Annotated in this window: 21 protein-coding genes; 19 read left to right on the plus strand and 2 right to left on the minus strand. The window is 63.6% G+C overall.

The features are described 5' to 3' along the window. The first annotated feature begins 48 nt into the window (after positions 1-48). The 18 genes from infC (at position 49) to ATJ78_RS09995 (ending at position 19,282) form a co-directional block, all read left to right on the plus strand. Complete coding sequence (gene infC / locus ATJ78_RS09910; RefSeq protein ID WP_098407448.1) at positions 49-633, plus strand: translation initiation factor IF-3; 585 nt, start codon at positions 49-51, stop codon at positions 631-633. Continuing rightward, a complete protein-coding gene (gene rpmI, locus ATJ78_RS09915) occupies positions 626-820 on the plus strand; it encodes a 50S ribosomal protein L35 (protein ID WP_098407449.1) in 195 nt (64 codons plus the stop codon). Before infC ends, rpmI begins: the two co-directional genes overlap by 8 nt. A gap of 28 nt (positions 821-848) precedes the next feature. Beyond that, on the plus strand, positions 849-1,241 hold the full coding sequence (gene rplT, locus ATJ78_RS09920; protein WP_098407450.1) for a 50S ribosomal protein L20: 393 nt from the start codon (positions 849-851) through the stop codon (positions 1,239-1,241). 77 nt (positions 1,242-1,318) lie between these two features. Beyond that, complete coding sequence (locus tag ATJ78_RS09925; protein WP_098409317.1) at positions 1,319-2,140, plus strand: TrmH family RNA methyltransferase; 822 nt, start codon at positions 1,319-1,321, stop codon at positions 2,138-2,140. A gap of 68 nt (positions 2,141-2,208) precedes the next feature. After that, entirely contained in the window at positions 2,209-3,033 is an 825-nt protein-coding gene (locus tag ATJ78_RS09930; RefSeq protein WP_098407451.1) for an amino acid ABC transporter ATP-binding protein, read from the plus strand. A gap of 54 nt (positions 3,034-3,087) precedes the next feature. Further along, positions 3,088-3,984 (plus strand): glutamate ABC transporter substrate-binding protein, encoded by an 897-nt coding sequence (locus ATJ78_RS09935; protein WP_098407452.1) that lies wholly within the window; start codon positions 3,088-3,090, stop codon positions 3,982-3,984. A 72-nt stretch (positions 3,985-4,056) separates the two neighbouring features. Next, entirely contained in the window at positions 4,057-4,704 is a 648-nt protein-coding gene (locus tag ATJ78_RS09940; protein WP_098407453.1) for an amino acid ABC transporter permease, read from the plus strand. After that, on the plus strand, positions 4,701-5,612 hold the full coding sequence (locus ATJ78_RS09945) for an amino acid ABC transporter permease (RefSeq protein ID WP_098407454.1): 912 nt from the start codon (positions 4,701-4,703) through the stop codon (positions 5,610-5,612). The genes ATJ78_RS09940 and ATJ78_RS09945 overlap by 4 nt, the downstream gene beginning before the upstream one ends. A 28-nt stretch (positions 5,613-5,640) precedes the next feature. Then, entirely contained in the window at positions 5,641-6,681 is a 1,041-nt protein-coding gene (pheS, locus tag ATJ78_RS09950; RefSeq protein WP_098409318.1) for a phenylalanine--tRNA ligase subunit alpha, read from the plus strand. A gap of 2 nt (positions 6,682-6,683) precedes the next feature. After that, positions 6,684-9,203, plus strand: a complete 2,520-nt coding sequence (gene pheT / locus ATJ78_RS09955; RefSeq protein WP_098409319.1) for a phenylalanine--tRNA ligase subunit beta — start codon at positions 6,684-6,686, stop codon at positions 9,201-9,203. A 26-nt stretch (positions 9,204-9,229) separates the two neighbouring features. After that, positions 9,230-11,746: a DEAD/DEAH box helicase gene (locus ATJ78_RS09960; RefSeq protein ID WP_098409320.1), complete on the plus strand. Its 2,517-nt coding sequence runs from the start codon at positions 9,230-9,232 to the stop codon at positions 11,744-11,746. A gap of 209 nt (positions 11,747-11,955) precedes the next feature. Continuing rightward, positions 11,956-12,999 (plus strand): N-acetyl-gamma-glutamyl-phosphate reductase, encoded by a 1,044-nt coding sequence (gene argC, locus ATJ78_RS09965; RefSeq protein ID WP_098407455.1) that lies wholly within the window; start codon positions 11,956-11,958, stop codon positions 12,997-12,999. Further along, a complete protein-coding gene (gene argJ / locus ATJ78_RS09970) occupies positions 12,996-14,147 on the plus strand; it encodes a bifunctional glutamate N-acetyltransferase/amino-acid acetyltransferase ArgJ (RefSeq protein WP_098407456.1) in 1,152 nt (383 codons plus the stop codon). The genes argC and argJ overlap by 4 nt, the downstream gene beginning before the upstream one ends. A 2-nt stretch (positions 14,148-14,149) precedes the next feature. Next, positions 14,150-15,058, plus strand: coding sequence for an acetylglutamate kinase (gene argB / locus ATJ78_RS09975; protein ID WP_098407457.1), 909 nt, complete (start codon positions 14,150-14,152; stop codon positions 15,056-15,058). Next, positions 15,055-16,239: an acetylornithine transaminase gene (locus ATJ78_RS09980; protein ID WP_098407458.1), complete on the plus strand. Its 1,185-nt coding sequence runs from the start codon at positions 15,055-15,057 to the stop codon at positions 16,237-16,239. Before argB ends, ATJ78_RS09980 begins: the two co-directional genes overlap by 4 nt. 22 nt (positions 16,240-16,261) lie before the next feature. Further along, positions 16,262-17,185, plus strand: coding sequence for an ornithine carbamoyltransferase (gene argF / locus ATJ78_RS09985; RefSeq protein WP_098407459.1), 924 nt, complete (start codon positions 16,262-16,264; stop codon positions 17,183-17,185). Between the two features lie 13 nt (positions 17,186-17,198). Then, complete coding sequence (argH, locus tag ATJ78_RS09990; RefSeq protein WP_098407460.1) at positions 17,199-18,629, plus strand: argininosuccinate lyase; 1,431 nt, start codon at positions 17,199-17,201, stop codon at positions 18,627-18,629. A gap of 2 nt (positions 18,630-18,631) precedes the next feature. Then, complete coding sequence (locus ATJ78_RS09995) at positions 18,632-19,282, plus strand: DNA-3-methyladenine glycosylase (RefSeq protein ID WP_098407461.1); 651 nt, start codon at positions 18,632-18,634, stop codon at positions 19,280-19,282. Here ATJ78_RS09995 and ATJ78_RS15885 read toward each other — a convergent pair. Beyond that, on the minus strand, positions 19,242-19,835 hold the full coding sequence (locus ATJ78_RS15885; protein ID WP_156088591.1) for a hypothetical protein: 594 nt from the start codon (positions 19,833-19,835) through the stop codon (positions 19,242-19,244). The two genes, ATJ78_RS09995 and ATJ78_RS15885, sit on opposite strands and share 41 nt — an antisense overlap. A 6-nt stretch (positions 19,836-19,841) precedes the next feature. Continuing rightward, on the minus strand, positions 19,842-20,459 hold the full coding sequence (locus ATJ78_RS10005) for a DNA-binding protein (RefSeq protein ID WP_098407462.1): 618 nt from the start codon (positions 20,457-20,459) through the stop codon (positions 19,842-19,844). Positions 20,460-20,589: 130 nt separating this feature from the next. Between ATJ78_RS10005 and tyrS the strand changes: the two genes are divergently transcribed. Next, entirely contained in the window at positions 20,590-21,888 is a 1,299-nt protein-coding gene (tyrS, locus tag ATJ78_RS10010) for a tyrosine--tRNA ligase (protein WP_434061491.1), read from the plus strand. Positions 21,889-22,014 lie beyond the last annotated feature (126 nt).

Raw genomic sequence — 22,014 nt, forward strand, 5'->3', positions numbered from 1 at the left:
GTATCCGCCGGCACATGGACCAAGTAAATCAGATCAGAGGAGTTCCGCATCAGCGATCCCCGTACCAATGACCGTATCCGGGTTCCGGAGGTTCGACTCGTCGGGCCGAGCGGTGAGCAGGTCGGCGTTGTCAAGCTCGACGTCGCGCTTCGTCTTGCCCAGGAGGCCGACCTCGACCTTGTTGAGGTAGCTCCCAATTCGAAGCCGCCGGTGGCCAAGATCATGGACTACGGCAAGTTCAAGTACGAGGCTGCGCAGAAGGCCAAAGAGGCTCGGCGCAACCAGGCGAACACGGTGCTGAAAGAAGTCCGTTTCCGCCTCAAGATCGATGCCCACGATTACGAAACCAAGCGCAAGCGCGCAGAGGGCTTTCTCAAGGGCGGTGACAAGGTCAAGGCGATGATCTTGTTCCGCGGCCGTGAGCAGTCCCGCCCCGAAATGGGCGTTCGCTTGCTCCAGAAGTTTGCTGAAGATGTATCGGAGTTCGGGGCCGTCGAGTCCAACCCGAAGATCGACGGCAGAAACATGGTCATGGTCATTGGCCCTCTGAAGAACAAATCAGAGGCCAAGGCTGAGGCCAACGCACATCGTGCCGCCAAGAAGGCGGCAAAGCAGGAGGAAAAGAATGCCTAAGCAGAAGACCCACTCGGGGGCCAAGAAGCGCTTCAAGGTCACCGGAAGCGGAAAGATCATGAAGCAGCAGGCGGGCATGCGCCACAACCTCGAAGTGAAGTCCAGCCATCGCAAGCGTCGTCTCAACCAGGACCAGGTCCTGTCATCGCACGACACCAAGATGGCGAAGAAGCTTCTCGGCAACTGAGCCGAAGACCCGTTAGGAAGATAGAGAAATGGCAAGAGTCAAGAGGGCCGTCAACGCCCACAAGAAGCGTCGGGTCATCCTGGAGCGCGCCGAGGGCTACCGCGGACAGCGTTCGCGCCTTTATCGCAAGGCCAAGGAGCAGGTCACACACTCGTTCGTGTACTCATACCGTGACCGGCGTCAGCGCAAGGGCGACTTCCGTCGCCTGTGGATCCAGCGCATCAACGCTGCGTCGCGCGCGAACGGTCTCACGTACAACCGATTCATCCAGGGCCTCGGGCTCGCCGGTGTCGAGGTGGACCGCCGTATGCTCGCGGAACTCGCCGTGAACGAGCCCTCTGCATTCACCGCGCTCGTCGAGACGGCGAAGAAGGCTCTTCCGGCCGACACGTCGGCTCCGAAGACGGAAGATGCCGCTTAGCTCTTTTGCCTTCTTCACGGTGGCGGGACCCCTTGGGGTTCCGCCACCGCCTCGTTAACGGCCCGTAGACTGTGACCGTGATCGAAAACCCCCGTGCCGGCCGGATCAAAGCGGTCGCGAAGCTTTCACGCCGACAGCATCGCCAGGAGACCGGGCTGTTTCTTCTCGAGGGTCCGCAAGCGGTCTCTGAGGCGTTGACGTGGCGTCCCGAGCTTCTCGAAGAGCTCTATGTGACGCCGTCTGCCGCCCAGAAGCACAGTGAGCTTTTGGACGCCGCCCAGTCGGCGTCGCTCGATTTCGAGTACGTCACTGAAGAGGTGCTCGACGCGATGACGGATACGGTGACACCACAGGGAATCGCCGCCGTGTGCCGCCAGCATCCGACTGCCCTGAAAGACATCGTGGCCCAGCATCCTCGCCTTGTGGCCGTGCTGGAGGAGGTGCGCGACCCAGGCAACCTGGGGACGATTCTGCGAGCGGCGGATGCTGCCGGGGCAGACGCCGTCATTTTGACGGGGCGCACCGTTGACCCCTTCAACCCGAAGGTTGTGCGGTCGACGACGGGTTCGCTCTTTCACGTCCCCTTCGCTCTCGGGGGCGCGCTCGATGTCGCTCTCTCTCGGCTTCGCGACGCTGGACTGACGATCGTCGCGGCCGACATCAAGGGCGAAAACCTGCTGGAGCGGCGGCAGAGTGGAGCGCTTGAGCGCCCCACAGCGTGGCTGTTCGGGAACGAAGCGCGCGGACTGCCCGACGAGGCTCTGCGGCTCGCCGACGCCGTTGTATCGGTGCCGATCTATGGCAGAGCCGAGTCGATGAACCTCGCCACCGCGGCATCCGTGTGTCTGTACGAATCCGCCTTCGCTCATCACGGCTCCGACGCCGCGCGTGACAGTTAAGTTACGACTTCGTAACGGGGGCTATCCGGTAACCGTGTCGCGCCGCGGGGTCGCATAGCGTAAGCGTTATGGAATCCCAGGAGCATGAGGGATCCGCCGGTCACAGCGGACCCGCAGCATTCGAGACGACGAGCAATCCCATTGTGGCCGCCGCGGGCGAGCCTCTCGTCGTCCTCGATCACGTCGAGAAGTACTACGGTGACTTTCACGCGCTGAAAGACATCAATCTGACGGTGAACAAGGGGGAAGTCGTGGTCGTGATCGGACCCAGCGGGTCCGGAAAATCGACGCTCTGCCGCACGATCAACAGGCTTGAGACGATCAATGCTGGCGAGATCCGCATCGATGGCAAGAAGCTTCCCGAGGAAGGTAAGGCTCTCGCCGCCCTCCGTGCGGATGTGGGAATGGTGTTCCAGTCCTTCAACCTCTTCGCACACAAGACAATCCTCGAGAACGTGACCCTCGGTCCGACCCGGGTGCGCGGCCAGAAGCGTGCTGCAGCGGCAAACGCGGCGCGGGCGCTGCTCGAGCGCGTGGGAGTCGGGGTTCAAGCCGACAAGATGCCCGCGCAGCTCTCTGGTGGGCAGCAGCAGCGGGTGGCGATTGCGCGTGCGCTTGCAATGAAGCCGAAGGTCATGCTGTTCGATGAACCGACGAGCGCTCTCGATCCAGAGATGATCAACGAAGTGCTCGACGTCATGGTTCAGCTCGCGAGCGAGGGAATGACCATGGTCGTGGTCACGCACGAGATGGGCTTCGCGCGCAAGGCAGCGGACCGCGTCGTGTTCATGGCAGACGGCGAGATCGTAGAAGAAGCCGAGCCTGAAGAGTTCTTCACGAACCCGAAATCGGATCGTGCAAAAGACTTCCTGTCGAAACTTCTCACGCACTGAGAAGCGAGACAGAAGAACGCAAGGGGCACGGGCCCCAAGACGAAAGGAAAGCACATGCGTAAAGGAATGACGCTCTTCGCCGCAGCGGCGGCGGCAGCGCTTGTACTGTCGGGCTGCGCGGGCGAGGCGCCACCGGCCCCCGGAGGCGGCGGAGACGGCGAAGACACATCGTCGCTGTACGAGGTCAATGAGAACGTCGAGCTTGAGGGCAGCCCGACGTTCGACGCCGCAAAGGAAGCGGGCGAGATCACGATCGGCGTCAAGGAAGACCAGCCTGGCCTCGGCTACCGCGACGCGGTGAGCGGGGAGCGCACGGGATTCGACATCGAGATCGCCAAGTGGATGGCCGCGTCGCTCGGATTCTCGGAGGATCAGATCAGCTTCGAGGCGATTCCGAGCGCGAACCGCGAGCAGGCGCTCGTCAACGGTGATATCGACATGTACGTCGGAACGTACTCGATCACGGACAAGCGCAAGGAGATGATTGACTTCGCTGGGCCGTACGTCATCACGGGCCAGGGACTTCTCGTGTTGAAAGACAACGACGAGATCAAGACCGAAGATGATCTTGCGGGCAAGAAGGTCTGCTCCGCGACCGGATCAACCCCGATTCAGAACATTCGTGACAATTTCCCCGAAGCTGACCCCGTGGAGTTCGACGTCTACTCTCAGTGCGTTGACGCCCTCAAAGACGGCAAGGTCGACGTCGTGACGACGGACCAGCTGATCCTGCTCGGCTACGCCGCCCAGGAGCCTGATGCTCTCAAGGTCGTGGGCGAGCCGTTCAGCACGGAGAAGTACGGCATCGGCGTGCCCAAGGGTGACGACGCGTTGCGTCACTACCTGAACAAGACGCTCACCGAGGGCTCTGATACCTGGCAGGGCATCTACGACGCCACGCTCGGGGAAGCAGGAGTCAAGTTGGAGCAGCCCAAGGTCGACGACTACTAAGCCGACGAACCTGCCGGGCGGCACGTGGCCGCCCGGCATCCGTCTCTTCAATTTGTGAGCTGAGGGAGTGCCGTGGACGTCTTGCTGAATAACCTCGATATCTTCATTCGAGGGTTCAGAACCACGATCGTGCTGTTTCTCTGGGCGGCGCTGTTCTCGACGCTCCTGGGCCTCGTCGTCGGCACGATGCGTGTGTCGCCCGTGCCAGTCATGCGAGGGGTCGGCACCGCGTACGTGAACCTGGTCAGAAATACGCCGTTGACGCTGATCTTCTTCTTCTTCGCGTTCGGCTACCCCAAGCTCGACCTGTGGGAGGTCTCCTATGAGACTCTCGCGATCATCGCCCTGAGTCTGTACACCGCGACATACATTGCCGAGGTGCTTCGCTCGGGATTCAACACGGTCCCCGTCGGCCAAGCCGAGGCCGCGAGAGCAATCGGGCTCTCGTTCGTGCCGACGATGACGACCGTCGTTCTGCCTCAGGCGTTCCGTGCGGTCATTCCGCCGTTCATGAGCGTGCTCATCGCGCTGTTGAAGAACACCACGGTAGCGGCGGGTTTCTCCGTCGCCGAAGCTGGTGCGATCCGAGCTTACGCGTCTGAGCGGGGCGAGCCGGCGATGGTGGTGCTCCTCTGGGTCGCGCTGTTCTTCGTCATCCTCGTGATGATTCTCGCGTTCATCCAACGACGACTCGAAAAGCGATGGAGGGTTGCCCGATGAGCACCGTACTGTACGACGCACCCGGCCCACGAGCGCGCGTCCGAAATCGCCTTCTGGCCGTCGTCACGGTCATCATCGTCGTGGCAATCATCGGATTCGTGCTCTATCGCTTCGCGATGACTGGACAATTCACTGCAGAGAAATGGGAGCTCTTCCGGTATACGGCAGTGTGGCGTGCGATCGGAACGGCGACCTTAACGACTCTGTCGGCGTTCATTGTTGCGGCGCTCGGAAGTCTCGTCCTCGGACTGGTGCTATCCATTGGACGGGTCTCGTCGCACCGGTGGGTGCGATGGCCCGTCACTGTCTTCACGGAGATCTTCCGCGCCATCCCCGTGCTGATTCTCATGATGATCATGTACTACGGATTGCCGACTCTCGGGCTGGAATTCATCAACCCGTATGTTGCCGTCGTCGTCGGTTTGATTCTCTACAACGGGTCGGTGCTCGCTGAGGTCTTCCGGTCCGGAATCGAATCGCTCCCGAGCGGACAGGGAGAAGCTGGCTACGCAATCGGACTGCGCAAGACCGGTGTGATGTCGATCATTCTCTACCCGCAGGCGATCAGAGCGATGATGCCCGTGATCATTTCGCAACTCGTCGTGGTGCTCAAAGACACGGCACTCGGATTCATCGTGACCTTCCAAGAGCTGCTCTACCTGGCCAAGTTCTACGGAAGCCAGGTGGACTACGGCGCGCCGATCATCCCGTCTACGATCATCTTCGGTTCGATCTACATTGCGCTGTGTCTGCTGCTTGCCGGACTGGCCAAGTGGGTCGAGGTTCGCACCCGACGGAGCAAGAAGCTGCCGACGGACCCGAACTTCCGCGAGGACCTGGGGGCGGCGGAAACGAAGGCGATTGCTCTTCAATCCGAGTCCCACGAGGCCGGCGGACGACAGATCTGACGTCGGCAGCCGGGTAGACTTGGGGATCGTGTCTGACGCTATCCCCATTTCAGAAGAAGCAGTGGAGTCTGCCGTTGACGCGGCACGTGCCGCGATCGAGGCTGCAGAGACTTCGACTGACCTCAAGGCGGTCCGTGCCGAGCATATGGGGGAGTCATCCGCTCTCGCTCGGCTCAACGGTGAACTCCGCAACGTTCCGAAGGAGCACAAGGCCGAATTCGGCAAGCTCGTCGGGCAGGCTCGTGGACGCGTGAACGCACAGTTCGCGGCTCGGCAAGAAGAGATCATCGTCGTCGAGAAGGCTGCGCAGCTGAAGGCGGAAGCCGTGGACGTCACGGCGTTGCCGTCGCGCTACACGCCGGGGGCGCGGCATCCACTTACCATGCTTCAGGAACGCGTCTCCGACATCTTCGTCGGCATGGGCTGGGAGATCGCAGAGGGTCCCGAAGTCGAGAGCGAGTGGTACAACTTCGACGCTCTCAACTTCGACGCCGATCACCCTGCTCGCGCGATGCAGGACACGTTCTTCGTCGACCCGGCCGACTCGCACCTGGTGCTTCGGACGCACACGTCTCCGGTTCAAGTGCGTTCACTGCTCGATCGCGAGCTGCCTGTGTACGTTCTTGCGCCGGGCCGCACATATCGGACCGATGAGGTCGACGCGACCCACACACCGGTGTTCAGCCAGTTCGAGGGACTCGCCGTCGACAAGGGACTGACGATGGCGCACTTGCGGGGGACTCTCGAGCACTTCGCGCGCACGATGTTCGGACCGGCGGCGAAGATCCGTCTGCGCCCGAGCTACTTTCCTTTCACAGAGCCGAGCGCCGAACTGGATCTCTGGCACCCGACCTTCAAAGGCGGAGCGCGATGGATCGAATGGGGCGGCTGCGGCATGGTGAATGCCAACGTGCTTCGTGCTGCAGGAATTGATCCCGATGAGTACAGCGGCTTCGCCTTCGGCATGGGGATTGAACGCACGCTCATGTTCCGCAACGACATTCAGGACATGCGCGAGATCATCGAGGGAGACATCCGGTTCTCCCAGCAGTTCGGAATGGTGGTGTAGTGATGCGCGTACCTCTGAGCTGGCTTGCCGAGTACGTCGATCTTGAGCCGGGAGCAACTCCCGAGAGCGTCCAGGAAGCGCTCGTCAAGGTCGGTCTCGAAGAAGAAGACATTCACCGGATCGACCTGAGCGGTCCCGTCGTCGTCGGCCAGGTGCTCGACTTTGTCGAGGAACCGCAGAAGAACGGCAAGGTCATCCGCTGGTGTCAGGTGCGCGTTGCGCCCGATGGGCAGGACGCCGCAGACGGCGGTGATGCGGTGCACGGCATCGTCTGCGGTGCACACAACTTCGAGCCTGGGGACAAAGTCGTCGTCACGCTGCCCGGATCTGTTTTGCCCGGGCCCTTCCCGATTGCCGCGCGAAAAACCTACGGGCATCTTTCTGAGGGAATGATCGCGTCTGTGCGCGAACTCGGCATGGGCGATGACCACGAGGGAATTCTTACCCTGAAGACACTGGGTCTTGATCCTGAGGTCGGCACCGACGCCATCGCGCTGCTGGGGCTCGATGATGCAGCGGTCGAGATCAATGTGACTCCCGACCGTGGATACGCCTTCTCCATTCGCGGGGTTGCTCGAGAGCTCTCGCATTCAGCGGGTGCAGCGTTTCGTGATCCCGCTATTCGCGATGTGCCGACGGGACTGACCGGAGTCGACGTTCGCGTCGACGACGCGGCGCCGATTCGAGGCAATGTGGGGTGCTCCGTCTTCGTGACGCGCGTTGTACGCGACGTTGACGCGACGGCCCCGACACCGCCGTGGATGGCGGCACGGCTTCGGCTTGCCGGCATCCGCTCCCTCTCGCTTCTCGTCGACATCACGAACTACGTCATGCTTGAGCTGGGGCAGCCGATTCATGGGTACGACCTCGATGCTCTGGCCGGGGGGATCGTCGTGAGGCGAGCCCGATCGGGCGAGAAGCTCCAGACGCTCGACGGCGTGGAGCGCAGTCTCGACGCCGAAGACCTGCTCATCACTGATGACAGCGGCCCGATCGGACTCGCGGGGGTCATGGGCGGAGGCTCAACCGAGATGGGCCCGGAGACAACCAACGTTCTCGTTGAGGCAGCGAACTTCGACCAGGTATCGATCGCGCGTACGGCTCGTCGCCACAAACTCCCGAGCGAGGCCTCAAAGCGGTTCGAGAGGGGAGTGGACCCGAAGGTCGCCGCGGCGGCCGCGGACCGCGTCGTCGACCTCATGGTGGAACTTGCCGGCGGAACGGATGCCGCGCAGGGCTCGTACCTCGACACGACGGCACCGCCCGCTCCCATCGTGCTGCCAGCCGGGTTCGCCGCGGGCCTTGTCGGGGTCGACTACACGGATGCTGAGGAGCGGGGTTCGCTCGAGGAGATCGGCTGTGCAGTCTCGACGACCGATGAAGGACTCCTCGTGACCCCGCCGTCCTGGCGTCCGGATCTCGCGAGCAAGGCAGACCTCGTCGAGGAGATCGCGCGGATCGTCGGGTATGACCGCATCCCGAGCGTTCTTCCGGTTGCGCCTCCCGGACAGGGACTGACGCGAGAGCAGAGAGCACGTCGCGCCGTCGCAAATGCGCTCGCCGCCGCCGGCAGCACAGAGGTGCTCGCGTACCCGTTCGTCACAGCGGAGTCCAACGCCTTGTTCGGTAGCCCTGTTGACGAGCCTGTTCCCGCGGTCACGCTTGCAAATGCGTTAGATGCCCGCGCGTCGCAACTGCGCACGTCATTGCTGCCCGGTCTGCTCGAACTCGCGCACCGCAATCTCTCGCGCGGCATCACGGATCAGTCGCTCAGTGAGATCGGTCTGGTCTTCCGTCCGCAACTCGGTGAGACGTACGGCCTCGAGCATGTACCGTCGGGCGCCGAGCGCCCCTCAGCTGAGGCAATCGAGGCTCTGAACAACAGCATTCCGCCTCAGCCGCGGCATGTTGCGGTTCTCACCCTGGGCAACGCTATCGCGAAGCAGCCGGGACAGCCCGCCGTGCCCGCGGGACTGGGCGATGTTCTGGCAAGCGTGGCTCAGATCGGGCTTGCCGCTGGAGTCCGCATCGAAGTCGCGCAGGGCGCCCACAAGGCGCTACACCCTGGCCGGACCGCTGAGCTGCGTGTCGGAGACACCCCCGTCGGCTTCGCCGGTGAGCTGCTGCCGGACATCGCAGAGGAGCACGACCTGCCACGGGTTGTCGCTGTGGCCGAGCTGAACCTCGACGCTGTGCTCGCGCTGGCCCCGACGAACGTCGCGACCCACAGCATCCTCACGCAGCCAGCGGCAACGCAGGACCTGTCGCTCGTCGTCTCGGCATACGTCGCAGCGCAGGACGTGCTGGATGCCGTGCGCGCGGGGTCCGGCGACCTGCTCGAGAGCATCCGCCTCGTCGACGACTATCGCGGCACGGGAGTCGGCGACGACGAGAAGAGCCTCACATTTGCACTGCGGTTCCGAGCGCCTGACCGGACGCTGACCGCCGCGGAGGCGTCGGAGGCGAAGCTGTCTGGCGCTCAGCGCGCGACCGAGCTCTTCGGGGCGGCGATCAGAGACTGACGGTGCAGAATCCGCCAACCGATGGCATGAATGGCACGGTGAGGCCGGCCGGGTCCGGCCTCACCGTGCCCGCGTCGTCCGACCCCGATGTGGTGCTCGAAACGTTTACCGACTGGGCAACGCAGCAGGGCATCGAGCTCTATCCCGCGCAGGAAGACGCTCTCCTTGAAGTTGTCAGCGGAAATCATCTGATCCTCTCGACTCCAACGGGAACCGGAAAGTCGCTCGTTGCCGTCGGAGCCCACCTTCTCGCGCTCGCCCGCGGTGAACGTAGCGTCTACACTGCGCCGATCAAAGCTCTCGTGAGCGAGAAGTTCTTCGCTCTGGTCGAGACGTTCGGCGCAGAGAACGTCGGCATGATGACCGGGGATTCCAGTGTCAACGCCGAAGCGCCGATTCTGTGCTGCACGGCCGAGATCTTGGCGAACCTTGCGCTACGGCGCGGCAGCGACACCGACGTGCAGCAGGTCGTCATGGACGAGTTCCACTACTACGGGGACCCCGAACGCGGCTGGGCCTGGCAGGTTCCCCTGCTCACTCTTGAGCACACGCAGTTCGTGCTCATGTCGGCGACGCTCGGTGACGTGAGTGACCTTGCTGCCGATCTGAGCCGGCGAACGCAGAGGCAGACGGGCCTCGTCACGGGTGTCGAACGGCCTGTTCCGCTGTCCTACCACTACGAGACGTCGTCCATCCACGAGACCGTCGATGAGCTTCTGCACACAAACCGCGCCCCCGTCTACATCGTGCACTTCTCGCAGGCGCAGGCGATGGAGAGGGCACAGGCGCTGACGAGCCAGAAAATCGTGTCGAAAGAGCAGAAGGCGCGCATCGCTGAGCAGATCGGCGATTTCCGATTCACGACGGCGTTCGGAAAGAGCTTGTCGCGCCTCGTCCGCGCGGGAATCGGCATACACCATGCCGGGATGCTGCCGAAGTATCGGCGCCTCGTCGAACAACTCGCGCAAGCGGGGTTGCTGCCGGTCATCTGCGGCACAGACACCCTCGGGGTCGGTATCAACGTCCCGATTCGCACGGTCCTGTTTACCGCACTCACGAAGTATGACGGCATGCGCATGCGGCAGCTCAACGCGCGAGAGTTTCATCAGATCGCGGGTCGTGCGGGACGCGCGGGCTTCGATACGGCTGGCACGGTCATCGCTCAAGCGCCCGAACACGAGACTCAGAACCTCAAGGCGCTCGAGAAAGCGGGCGATGATCCCAAAAAGCGCCGCAAAGTCATTCGCAAGAAGGCACCCGACGGCTTCGTCTCGTGGGGGAGAGGATCCTTCGACCGGCTGATTTCGGCCGAACCGGAGACACTCTCGAGTCATATGCAGATGACGAGCGCCATCCTCATCAATCTGATCGCACAAGGCGGCGATGTGTTCGCGCATGTGCGTCGTCTGGTGTTCGACAATCATGAACCGCCGGCGCGGCAGCGGGAGCTCGCCCGTCGGGCGTTGAGCATCTTCCGCACGCTCAAGGACGCGGGCATCGTCGACGTGCGCGAGGGCAGCATCCGTCTCACCGTCGATCTTCCGCCGAACTTCGCACTCAACCAGCCGCTGTCGCCGTTTGCGCTTGCCGCATTCGACCTTCTCGACCCCGAGTCGCCCGATTTCGCGCTCGACATGATCTCGATCATCGAGGCAACGCTCGACAACCCGAGAGCTGTACTCAACCAGCAGGAGTTCATGGCCAAAGGCGAGGCGGTCGCCGAGATGAAGGCCGAGGGCATCGAGTATGAGCAGCGCATGGAGCTTCTCGAAGAGATCACCTGGCCAAAGCCGCTCGCCGATCTGCTGGAGCAGGCGTTCGAGACGTTTCGCGCGTCGCAGCCGTGGATCGCGGATTTCGACCTCGCCCCGAAATCGGTCGTCCGTGACATGTTCGAGCGTGCGATGTCTTTCGCCGAGTTCGTGCGCTTCTATCAGCTCGTGCGGTCGGAGGGCGTCGTTCTGCGCTATCTCAGCGACGCATATCGAACGATCCGTCAGCTTGTCCCCGATACGCTCATGACCGAAGAACTCGCCGACCTTGTCGAATGGCTCGGTGAGCTCGTGCGTCAGGTCGATTCGAGTCTGTTCGACGAGTGGGACGAATTGGCTCATCCGGATGCTGCCGCACACCGCGGGCACGCCTCGGAGCTGTCTCCGTCGCCACCTGCCCGCGTCACCACGCAGACACGAGCGTTCCGCATTCTCGTGCGCAATGAACTGTTCCGCCGAGTGCAGCTCGCCGCGCGCGAAGACTACGATTCCCTCGCGGCGCTCGACGCCGAGAGCGGGTTCACCGCAGACGACTGGCAATCGAGTCTCGACGCGTATTTCGAGGAGCACGACGAGATTCTCGTCGGCGCCGACGCACGTGGTCCTCAGATGCTGCTGATCGACGAAGGCAGGCAGACCTGGTCGGTTCGGCAGATCATCGACGACCCGGCTGGAAACCACGACTGGGGAATCTCTGCGACCGTCGACCTTGCGGCATCAGACCAGGCCGGGCACGCCCAGGTTACCGTCACCGGCGTGAACAGGCTGTGACATCAAGTGGCGCGAACACGAGGCCCCAGGGTATTCTCGACGCATGACGTCCGCTTCCCGTTCGCTCGGCCTCTTCTCGGCAGTGCGCGGGCTGCGTCGACGTCGGCGCGCCGTGCGAATCTCGGCGACGCCTGTCGTGCACCTGTGATCTGGTCACGAGTGGGCGCCGCCGACACCAGCGCAGACCGCCCACTCAATAAGGTAGAAGCATGACATTCACCGTTGCCGTCGCAGGCGCTTCCGGGTACGCCGGAGGAGAACTGCTGCGGTTGCTCGCGGAGCACCCGGAGTTTGAGATCACGACAGTCACGGCACACTCGAATTCCGGAGCGCCTCTCGTCGCGCTGCAGCCTCATTTGCGTTCGCTGCGCCACCTCACGCTCGTCGACACGACGCCCGAGCGTCTTTCCGGGCACGACATCGTCTTCGTCGCCCTTCCTCATGGAAAGTCCGGAGAGCTCACCGCGCACCTTGACGAAGAAACCCTCGTTGTCGACTGCGGGGCAGATCATCGTCTCGAGTCAGGCACCGACTGGAGTGCCTTTTACGGCGGCGAGCATTTCGGAGCGTGGGCCTACGGCGTGCCAGAGCTCATCGTCGGAGACGGCCGTCAGCGTGACGTGCTCGCGGGCGCTCGCCGCATCGCAGCCCCTGGCTGCAACGCGAGCACCGTCGAACTCTCACTCGCTCCCGGCGTGGCTTCGGGAGTCATCGAATCGACCGACATCGTCTCTGTGCTCGCGGTCGGACCGTCCGGGGCAGGGAAGAGCTTGAAGCCGCATCTTCTCGCGGCTGAGGTTCTCGGCACCGCGAACCCGTATGCGGTCGGAGGAACCCACCGTCACATCCCGGAGATTGCACAAGGGCTCCGCTGGGCGGGTGCCACTGACGTGAGCATCTCGTTCACTCCCGTGATCGTCCCGATGTCGCGCGGAATCCTCGCAACGTCGACAGCGCGCATCGCGCCGGGCGCGTCCGCAGCGCAGATCCGCGAGGCGTGGGAGACCGCGTACGCCGATGAGCCGTTTGTCCAGGTGCTCCCCGACGGGCAGGTGCCCCGCACGGCCGACGTGCTGGGAGCCAACACCGCGCTGATGGGCATCGCCGTCGACGAGGCCTCGGGACGCGTCGTCGTCGTGACCGCCGTCGACAACCTCGCGAAGGGAACGGCCGGAGCAGCGATCCAGTCGGCGAACATCGCACTCGGACTGCCCGAGCAGACGGGCCTTACTGTGAACGGAGTAGCGCCGTGAGCGTGACAGCACCTCAGGGATTCACCGCAGCCGGTGTGCCGGCGGGGCTCAAAGGCACGGGCGATCGTGACATCGCGCTCGTCGTCAACACCGGCCCGCGTCAGGCTGGAGCAGCCGTCTTCACAAGCAACCGCGCGGTGGCAAACCCGATCATCTGGTCGCGACAGGCAATTCTCGACGGCGTCGTCTCTGCGGTCGTGCTCAACTCCGGGGGAGCGAATTGCTTCACGGGCGAGCAGGGCTTCCAAGCCACCCACGCGACCGCCGAGGCTGTCGGCACCGCGGTCGGCGTCTCAACTGGCGACGTGCTTGTCTGCTCCACAGGGTTGATCGGCGATCAGTTGGACGTCGCGAAGATCGAGGCAGGGGTGACGGATGCTGCCAGCCAGCTGTCCGCCGACGGCGGGCTGGCCGCCGCAGAAGCGATCATGACGACGGATACCCACGCCAAAACCGTCGTTCGCGAGACGGACGGCTATACGATCGGCGGAATGGCGAAGGGCGCGGGAATGCTCGCCCCGGGGCTCGCGACAATGCTCGTGGTGATCACGACCGATGCTGATCTCGATGCTCGTGCTCTCGACAGAGCGCTGCGTGCGGCGACGCGACTGACCTTCGACAGGCTCGATTCCGACGGCTGCATGTCGACGAATGACCAAGTGACGTTGCTCGCGTCCGGCGCATCCGGAATCGTCCCCGATGAATCGGCCTTCACCGAGATGCTCACCGACGTGTGCCGCGACTTGGCCGGTCAACTCCAACGCGACGCCGAGGGAGCCAGCCACGATATCGCCATCACCGTGACCGAAGCGGCGAGCGAAGACGACGCTCTCGAAGTCGGACGATCTGTTGCGCGCAACAACCTCTTCAAGGCGGCGATCTTCGGCAACGATCCCAACTGGGGCCGCGTTCTGGCCGCGATCGGCACGACGTCGGCCGAATTCGATCCCTATCGGGTCGATGTCTCGATGAATGGAGTCCGGGTATGCCACGCGGGCGGTCCGGACGAGCCGCGGGAGCGCGTTGACCTCAGCGGGCGCGAGTGCTCGGTGCTGATTGAGCTCCACGCCGGAACTGCATCCGCGACGATCCTGACCAACGATCTCACGCACGACTACGTTCACGAGAACAGCGCCTACTCGAGCTGACGATGACGACACACGCAACTCAACTCTCCCGTGAGGTGGCTCAAGCCAGAGCCGCGACGCTCATCGATACGCTGCCATGGCTCACTCGCTATCGCGGCGCCGTCGTCGTGATCAAATTCGGGGGCAACGCGATGGTCTCCGACGAGCTCAAAACCGCCTTTGCCGAAGATATCGTCTACCTGCATCACGTCGGGTTGCATCCGGTCGTCGTTCACGGCGGCGGTCCGCAGATCTCGCGCGCACTGACTGATGCCGGCATTCACAGTGAGTTCCGCGGCGGATACCGCGTGACCACGCCCGAAGCGATGGACGTGGTTCGCCACGTGCTGCGCGACGAGGTCAATCGTGAGATCGTGCAGCTCCTCAACGCGCATGGCGATCTGGCGATCGGGCTTTCGGGAGAAGACGCTGGCCTGTTCACCGGCGCAAAGCGCGGGGCGGTTGTCGATGGAGCCGAGATTGACCTCGGCCGTGTGGGCGACATCATCGATGTCGATCCGGCTGTCGTGCGCAGCGCGATCGAAGCCGGACGCATCCCCGTCGTCTCATCGATAGCGCCTGAGCACGGCGATGTGTCGCGCCCCCTGAACGTCAATGCGGATGCTGCCGCCGGCGCACTCGCGGCGGGAATGACGGCGTCGAAGCTCATCGTTCTGACCGACGTGGCCGGGCTCTACAGCGATTGGCCCGACACGAGCTCCCTCGTGACGAGCATCACGGCAGACGAGCTTCGCGCGCTCATGCCGAAGCTTGAGGCCGGAATGATTCCAAAGATGTCGGCGTGCCTGACCGCGATCGACGGAGGAGTTGAGGCCGCGTCGATCATCGACGGACGCGTGCACCATTCGATTCTTCTCGAGCTCTTCACGGGCCCGGGCGTCGGAACCGAAGTTGTAAAGGAGAGCAGATGACCACGTGGCGTGAACGCGTCGAACGCGACATGATGCACACTTTCGGACCGAGCCAGGCGCTGCTCGTGCGCGGTGAGGGGTGCTACGTCGAAGACGTCGACGGCACGCGCTACCTCGATTTCCTCGGCGGCATCGCGGTCAACGTGCTCGGGCACGCGCACCCCGTTGTCGTCGAAGCCGTGTCACAGCAGGCCCAAGCCCTCATTCATGTGTCGAATTACTTCTCGACACCGCCACAGCTTGAGCTCGCAGCGCGCTTGAAGCGCCTCTCTGGCGCAGGCGAGTCAGGACGCGTCTTCTTCGCAAACTCCGGTACCGAGGCGAACGAGGGGGCGTTCAAGCTCGCTCGCCTCAACGCGGGCGCGGACGGAAAGCGCACACGCATTCTGTCCATGACCAACTCGTTCCACGGCCGCAGCATGGGTGCGCTCGCTCTCACAGGCAAGCCGTCGATGCACACAGATTTCGAGCCGCTGCCGGGCGGCGTCGAGTACATCGATACGACCATTGCCGCGCTTGAGCAGGCCATGGACGATCGAGTCGCCGCAATCATCGTCGAGCCGATCAAGGGCGAGGCCGGGGTGCTCGAGGTTCCCGAGGGGTTCCTCGAGCGCGCGCGCGAACTCACTCGCGACGTCGGCGCGCTCCTGATGATCGACGAAATCCAGACCGGTGTGGGGCGCACCGGTCAGTGGTTCGGATTCCAGGCGCACGGCATCACACCTGACGTGGTGACCGTGGCGAAGGGAATCGCCGGCGGTGTTCCGATGGGCGCGATCATCACGTTTGGCGAAGCCAGTGAACTTTTCCACCCCGGACAGCACGGGACCACGTTCGGTGGAAACCCGCTCGCGACCGCGACGGCGAACGCTGTTCTCGGCGAGATCGAGTCCGCGGGGCTTCTCGAGAATGCGGCCCGACGCGGCGAGCAGCTCCGCTCAGAGATCACGGCGATCGGCTCCCCGCTCGTCGGGGGCGTGCGCGGGCGCGGGCTGCTGCTCGGCATCGAGCTCACCCAGCCGGTTGCGTCCGAGCTTCATGCTGCCGCGCTCTCGGCCGGCCTCATCGTCAACGCGCCGAACCCCGAAACCATCCGGCTCGCACCGCCTCTCATCATCGGCGACGCCGAGATCGCCGATTTTGTAGAGCGCTTCCGGTCAGCGCTCTCCGCCCTTGACTGATCGCAACCTTCGAAAGAGCACAATGACCCGACACTTCCTTCGCGACGATGACATCACGCCCGCCGAGCAGGCGGAGATTCTCGACCTCGCTCTCGAACTCAAGAGCGACCGCTGGGCGCGCAAACCCCTCGAAGGGCCGCAGACCGTGGCCGTCATCTTCGACAAGTCGTCGACGCGAACGCGAGTGTCGTTCGCCGTCGGCATCGCCGATCTCGGCGGTGCCCCGCTCATCATCTCGACGGCGAACAGCCAGTTGGGCGGTAAAGAGACTCCCGCCGATACCGCTCGTGTTCTCGAGCGAATGGTCTCGGCGATCGTCTGGCGCACCTACGGTCAGTCCGGGCTCGAAGAGATGTCCCGCGACACCACAGTGCCGGTCATCAATGCGCTGTCTGATGACTTCCACCCGTGCCAGCTGCTCGCCGATCTCTTGACGATCCGTGAGCACAAGGGTGAGCTCTCCGGGCTCACCTTGACGTTCATCGGCGACGGAGCGTGCAATATGGCCCAGTCGTACCTTTTGGCCGGTGCCACGGCGGGAATGCACGTGCGCATTGCGTCTCCAAGAGGGTACGCGCCCAATGAGGCTGTTGTGGCAGACGCGCGGTCACGAGCCGAGCAGACGAACGGGTCTGTGAGCGTGCTGACGGACGCATCAGAGGCAGCGGCCGGAGCAGACGTCATCGTCACCGATACCTGGGTGTCCATGGGCAAAGAAGAAGAGAAGGCCGCACGCCTCGAGTCATTGTCGGCATATCGGGTGGACGCGCAGCTCATGGGAAAGGCCAAGTCGGATGCTGTGTTCATGCACTGTCTTCCCGCCGACCGGGGTTTCGAGGTGTCCGGCGACGTTATCGATGGTCCGCAGAGCATCATCTGGGACGAGGCAGAGAACAGACTGCACGCGCAGAAGGCCCTGATGGTCTGGCTGCTTGAGCGTGCGTGACGGGAGGGGCGACATGTCAACGAACCGTGCAGGAGAGGCGGGGGCTCTGTGGGGCGGCCGATTCGCGGGCGGCCCATCACCCGAATTAGCAGCGCTGAGTAAGTCAACCCACTTCGACTGGAAGCTGGCGCAGTACGACATCCTTGGCTCGAAAGCGCATGCTCACGCTCTCGCGGCCGCCGGGTACCTCAGCGACGACGAGCTCTCAGCCATGCTCGACGCTCTGACTCAGCTCGGCGAGCAGGTCGCCGACGGAACGTTCACCGCCGCCGAGTCCGATGAAGACGTGCACAGTGCGCTTGAGCGTGGGCTGATCCTCGTTGCGGGCAAGGAGCTCGGCGGTAAGCTGCGCGCGGGCCGGAGTCGTAACGACCAGATTGCCACGCTCGTGCGGCTGTATCTGCGAGACCATGCACACGCGATCGCAAACGAGCTCGTGCAGCTCATCGACGCCATCGTGTCGCAGGCCGAAACCCACCCCGACGCCGCGCTGCCCGGACGAACTCATCTGCAGCACGCACAGCCCGTCTTGTTGGCGCACCATCTCATGGCTCACGCGTGGCCTCTTGTGCGCGACCTCGAGAGGCTTCGCGACTGGTTCGAACGTGCATCCGTTTCTCCGTACGGCGCCGGCGCCCTCGCCGGAAGCACGTTGGGACTCGACGCGTGGCTGGTGGCCCGGCACCTTGGGCTTGCCCGGCCGAGCGAGAACTCGCTTGACGCGACGGCGAGCCGCGACGTCGTGGCGGAGTTCGGCTTCATCATGTCTCTCGTTGGCATCAATCTCTCACGGTTCTCCGAAGAGATCATCCTCTGGAACTCCCGAGAGTTCGATTTCGTCACTCTCGACGACCGGTACTCGACGGGGTCGAGCATCATGCCGCAGAAGAAGAACCCTGACATCGCCGAACTTGCGCGAGGCAAGTCGGGCCGTCTGATCGGCAACCTCACAGGTCTTCTCAGCACGCTCAAGGGGCTGCCGCTGGCGTACAACCGCGATCTGCAGGAAGACAAGGAGCCGGTTTTCGATACCGTTGAGACCCTCGAAGTGCTGCTTCCGGCCTTCACCGGAATGGTCGCCACGCTGCAGTTCAATACGGAGAAGATGGCTGCTCAAGCCCCGCAGGGGTTCTCTCTCGCCACTGACGTCGCCGAATGGCTCGTCAAGCAGGGTGTCGCCTTCCGCGACGCGCATGAGATCAGCGGCGAACTTGTGAGGTACTGCGAAGAGCACGGCATTGAGCTCCACGAGCCTGACGACGAGGCTCTCGCACGCATCTCGCCCCACCTCACTCCTGATGTTCGCACCGTGCTCACGGTCGAGGGCTCCATCGGGAGCCGCCTGGGCGCCGGAGGAACGGCTCCGCAGCGGGTGACGGAGCAGCGCTCCGAACTCGTCGCACGCGTCACGTCGCTCAGCCACGATCTGGGACTGACACACTGACGATGGCGCTCGAACGCTCGACTCTTATGGAATCTGCTGTCGACCTCGGGCCGGAGCTTCTCGGGAGTCTCATCTCGCACACGACAGAAGAGGGCACCGTGACGATCCGGCTCACGGAACTCGAGGCCTACGTGGGAAACGGTGTCGATCCCGGTTCCCACGCCCACCGCGGCAAGACGAAGCGCAACGCCACCATGTTCGGGGAGCCCGGGCACCTGTACGCCTATTTCACCTACGGCATGCACGTGTGCGGCAACATCGTCTGCGCGCCTGCCGAGCAGCCCTCCGGGCTGCTGATGCGCGGCGGGGAGGTCGTGGAGGGCATTGACATTGCCCGGCGGAGGCGCGCGACGGCGAAGTCGGATCGAGACCTCGCGCGGGGACCGGGGCGGCTTGCGGTCGCCCTTGGCATTCAGCTGGCAGACAACGGCTCGGACCTCTTCGCTGCGCCGTTCGAGCTGCGTGAGGGTCAGAAGCCGCAGAGCGTGCTGTCAGGCCCGCGCACCGGAGTCAGCGGACTCGGCGGCAGCGACCTCTACCCCTGGCGGTTCTGGATCGAGGGAGACCGCACAGTGTCTCCATACAAGCGCCACCCCCGGAGCCGAGTAGCCGTCAGTCGATCGCGAGGATCCAGACGCCCGCGGCCGCCGTAGCCCAGATCAAGCTTGTCAGCGTGCCGATGATGAACCGTTCCCGAGATTCCGATTCCGCGAGCTCGGTGAATCGTCCGACACCTTTCACCGCGACCACAACGGCGAATGCACCGGGGAATCCCGCCATGAGCGCGGCTGCGATCGCCAGGCGTTCGAGCAGGCCGATCACGAGTCCGCCCCGCATGACCTCTTCGGTCTTCGGAGGTGCGACGTAGGCCGAGTCGTCGACGCGGCTGTCCGTGCGAGCGAGCAGGATGCCACCGTGCGTGCCCTGCTTCACGCTCCCGCGCGTGGCCGCCTCGAGAACCGCGGTGGCTGCCGGCCCGCCGCCGATCACGGCGAGCACGAGGCCCAGTGCTGCGACAGCGACAGCGAGAGGCAGGGGAAGCGGGGCGAAGGGCAGTGCGGCGAGAGCGAGCGCACCCGTCATGAATCCGCCTGAGACGATGATGGGAATCGTCCGTGGGCGACCAAGGCTAACGAGCGCAAGTATCGTCGCGACCATGAGAAGGACGACGATGGTTGTCCAATAGACCAGATTCAGCACCTCCACGTCAGCTCACCTCCCAATTCTGCTCATCGCGTTCAGCTCTTCGAGCATACGCACCAGAGCCTTGGCAGCGGCATCCTCCTGCCGAATGCCGGCGGCGCGCACGCGGAGACTGACAGCGCCCGCCGTGATCCCGAGCTTCTCGGCAGCTTCTGCCTGAGTCATGCCCATGGCGAGCAGATCATGGACTTCCCAGCCGCCGTCGGTGCGGCGATCGAGAACAAGCAGAAGGATGCTGACGAGAGCGTCGAAGTCCTCCACGCTCTGCCGGTCGACCCGTTCTCCGCCTTCGCAGGCGAACCGCACGGGGCGAGGCTTCGCGCGCTCCACGGCCGCGCGGGCGGCAAAGAACGCGTCGCCCGTTGACGCACGCGTCGATTCTCCGAGCGGGAGGGCGACGTCGCCGACGCCGAGGCCGATGCTCCACCTGCTCTCCCGAAAGAGCCCGAGGGTGATGGTGAGGGCTGTGTGCGCGTCGTCCGTGATGAGCTGGATCTCATCGCCCGCTGTCCGCTCCGCGGGCAACTCAAGTGCGCGTGCATGCTTGGTGTTGAGGGCGGTCAGCGTGCCCGAGACCGCGTCTTTCGTGTGGCGGCTGTCGATCTGGTCTGCGGTGATGATGAACACGCGGGACTCCCCGTTCAGTAAGAACCTTCAACTCAGAGTACTTTAGTCAAAAATCAAAATCTAGCCATAATGAGTTCCAGGCCTAAACTCATCACGCTTCTGGTTTGCGCGCGCTGGTACTGTAATGAGGGTGTCGAACCCCGTACTTTCTCATCAGGCCAACGATGCTGCCTTCGAGGACATCTGGGATGAGCTCCTCTGGCGAGGGCTCATTCAGGTGTCAACCGATCAAGCAGCGCTTAAAGAGCTTCTCGCGGGGGAGCCGATCACGTATTACTGCGGTTTCGACCCGACCGCGGCGAGTCTGCACCTCGGGCATCTCGTTCAGCTGCTGACGCTGCGGCGGCTTCAGCTTGCCGGGCACAAGCCGCTAAGCCTCGTCGGCGGGTCGACAGGGCTGGTCGGAGACCCGCGGCCCTCAGCAGAGCGCACTCTGCAGACGAAAGAGACTGTCTCGGAGTGGGTCGACAGTCTCAAGGCTCAGATCGAGAACTACTTGAGCTTCGACGGTGAGAACCGTGCGCGCATGGTCAACAATCTCGACTGGACGGGTGATCTCACCGCCATCGACTTCCTCCGTGACGTCGGCAAGCACTTTCGCGTTGGGAACATGCTCAAGAAGGATGCGGTGTCGGCGCGCCTCAACTCAGAGGCGGGAATCAGCTTCACGGAGTTCAGCTACCAGCTGCTGCAAGCTCTCGACTTTCTCGAGCTCTACCGCCGCTACGACTGCGTGCTGCAGACGGGCGGGAGCGACCAGTGGGGCAATCTCGTCGGCGGCACGGACCTCGTCCACCGCGTAGAAGGCACGAGCGTCCACGCGTTCGGTACGCCGCTGATCGTGAACTCCGACGGCACCAAGTTCGGAAAGAGCGAGGGTAATGCCATTTGGCTCAATCCCGAGATGACCACACCGTACGCGTTCTACCAGTTCTGGGTGAATGCGGCCGATGCAGACGTCATCGATCGTCTCAAGGTCTTCACCTTCCTCAGCCGCGCCGAGATCGAGGACTACGCCGTCAAGGTCGAGACGGAGCCGTTTAGACGCGAAGCCCAGAAGCGGCTCGCGTGGGAGGTGACTTCTCTCGTTCACGGGAAGGCTGCCGCGCAGGCGGCGATCGATGCGGCTGACGCTCTCTTCGGCCGAGGTGACTTGTCAACGCTCGATGAACGAACTCTCGAATCGGCGTTGTCCGAGCTTCCCGGCGCGACGGCCGCTCCCGGCTCGAGTGTCGCGCAGCTTCTCGTCGACACCGAGCTCACCAAAAGTCTCGGCGAGGCGCGGCGCGCTATCGACCAGGGTGGTGTCTACGTCAACAACGAGAAGGTGACAGAGCCGGATGCTGTCGCCGAGGCGCTTCTCCACCGGCGATTCCTCGTGCTGCGCCGCGGCAAGAAGACGCTTGCTGGGGTCACGATTCAGGCGTGACGACCCGCGAATGAGACGGCTGTCCTCGATGGAGGGCAGCCGTCTTCGTGGTCGTGCGAGCCGTGCATATCCGACGGTCTCTCACGACACGCCCGGGACGTCGAAGAGATTTGCCGCCCGGGTGAA

The organism is Paramicrobacterium agarici, assembly GCF_002563955.1.
Lineage (GTDB): Bacteria > Actinomycetota > Actinomycetes > Actinomycetales > Microbacteriaceae > Paramicrobacterium > Paramicrobacterium agarici.